Here is a 1,164-nt window from a genome sequence, read left to right on the forward strand (position 1 = left end):
CAGGGCTATTGCGTTCTCGGTGTGCTGGTCACGGCGCTGATCAGGTCGTGGGTGCGGCGGTTGGCGCGTCTGGTGGCGCGGGCGATGTTGGGTTCGCCGTTGCTGCGGTGGTAGCCGATGGCGGTGTTGCGGAGCACGGCGGCGACGGCGGGGCCGTTGCCGGTGCGGGCCTGGTGGGCGTCCTCGGCGAGGGTCACGTCCCGCACCCAGTGCAGGCGATTCTCGATATGCCATTCGCGGCGGGCCCAGTCGCCGAGTTGGTCGGGTTGGGCCGCGTCCGCAGGCAGGGTGACGATCAGGTAGGCCGTCTCCCGAGTGGTCTTGCCGCTGGCGGTGCGGGTGATCCGCACCGCCTGCTCGGCATGCGGGAAGCCGAGCCCGCCCGGCGTGGCCACGGTCAGCGCTTTGACGGTGCGGGTTTCCCGACGGCCGTGGCCGCGGTCGCGGGTGCGGTAGCCGACCGGGACCTGCGCCCACGGCAACTGTTTGAGCTGGGTGTGTAGCGTCGGCTGGTTCGCCTTCACGGTCACCATCAGCTGACCGTCGCGGACGTTGACGGCGTGGGCATGGCCAACCTGGGCGTGCAACGCATCCGCGACGATGATCGTGCCGGCGAGGGACCCGACCTGAGCACGCAGCTGATCCAGCAGCGGGGTGAAGGCGGGGATTTCGTTGGACTTCGCCGCGATAGCCACCTGAGCCAGCACGATGCCGGTGTCCGTGTCGTAGGCCGAGAGCAGGTGCACGTGCCTTCCATCGGGCAGCCGTGCGCCGCGCAGCAGCTTGCCGTCCACCGCGATGACCATCCTGTCTTTCCGCCCCGGGACTGGCCGGGCCGGCAGGCGGTGGCGTAGCCAGCCTGTCAACACCACCTGCAGTACCTGCGCGTCGATGCGGACCAGGAACCGCCGCACCGTGCTGCCGGCCGGGATACGGCCGAGGAACCCGAGCCGGCGGCGGGCCGCCTCGTCCAGATCGGCGGCCCAGTCGCCGATCGCGGCGAACGTGGTCGCCCCTGCCAGCACCGCGCATACCGCCACCGCGAGGAGGCTGGCCAGCCGGTAACGCACCCCGCGGCGGTGCCGAGGGTCGGGCACCGCGGCCAGCGCCCGCAGCAGATCCCGCTGTTCGTTGTGCTGCACAGCAGCCGGTAGGTCGATACCG

1 protein-coding gene is annotated in these 1,164 nt (G+C 71.2%); it reads right to left on the minus strand.

Translation table 11 applies throughout. The features are described 5' to 3' along the window. Positions 1-5: 5 nt before the first annotated feature. The coding region (locus ABT297_RS43075; protein WP_350560021.1) for an ISAs1 family transposase at positions 6-1,164 on the minus strand (1,159 nt) is incomplete at its 5' end.

Source organism: Dactylosporangium sp. NPDC000555 (assembly GCF_040300025.1).
Classification (GTDB): Bacteria; Actinomycetota; Actinomycetes; order Mycobacteriales; family Micromonosporaceae; genus Dactylosporangium.